The sequence below is a fragment of the Oleiphilus sp. HI0125 genome, assembly GCF_001635355.1.
This window is the reverse complement of sequence record NZ_LWGF01000335.1, coordinates 1-692: the sequence shown is the minus strand read 5'-3', so window position 1 is coordinate 692 and position 692 is coordinate 1. Positions and strand designations below refer to the sequence as shown.

Here is a 692-nt window from a genome sequence, read left to right as displayed (position 1 = left end):
TGGGTACAGAGTTGAATTTAACTCAGGCTAGCGGGATACTCCCGTCTCCAAATAAATAAGCTCTCACGCCCATGCAGTTATCAGTTCAAAAGTTACTTAATCGCTTAACGCTTCGCCAGCTACAGATATTTAAAGCCGTTTATGAGACGAGTGGTTATAGCAAAGCTGCTGATCAATTAGGTTTGTCTCAGCCTGCCGTGAGCTCTCAAATTAAACTGCTCGAAGAAGCCTTAAATGTTCAGTTGTTCGAGTTTGTCGGGCGCAAGTTGTTTGTTACTCCCGCTGCCGAGATGGTGGCAGAAAGCTGTGAGTCGATCTTCGAGCAACTGCGTAAATTGCAGAACGAGATACACAGCTTAGAGGGACAGGTCTCTGGTGATTTGCAGATTACAGCCGTGAATACGGCACAGTACATCACGCCTTACGTACTTCGACCTTTTCTTGAACAAAATCCTGCGGTGAACGTTCAAGTTAGTGTCGTAAACCGCGCAAAGGCGATTGAGCGGCTTAATCGTAATGAGGGCGACCTCGTTATTATGGGTATTGTTCCGACTGAAAAGCCATTCTCATCGTATCCGTTTTTAGATAATGAATTGATACCGGTGATGTCTCCGCAGCATCCCTTGAGCCAATTAGAAACATTGGGCGCTGAAGAGTTTTTTGGTTCTGGTGTACTGATTCGTGAGCGAGGT

1 protein-coding gene is annotated in these 692 nt (G+C 45.8%); it reads left to right on the top strand.

Features of this window, described 5'->3' with window-relative positions:
• Positions 1-71: 71 nt before the first annotated feature.
• The coding region (locus tag A3762_RS04785) for a LysR family transcriptional regulator (RefSeq protein WP_068754343.1) at positions 72-692 on the top strand (621 nt) is incomplete at its 3' end.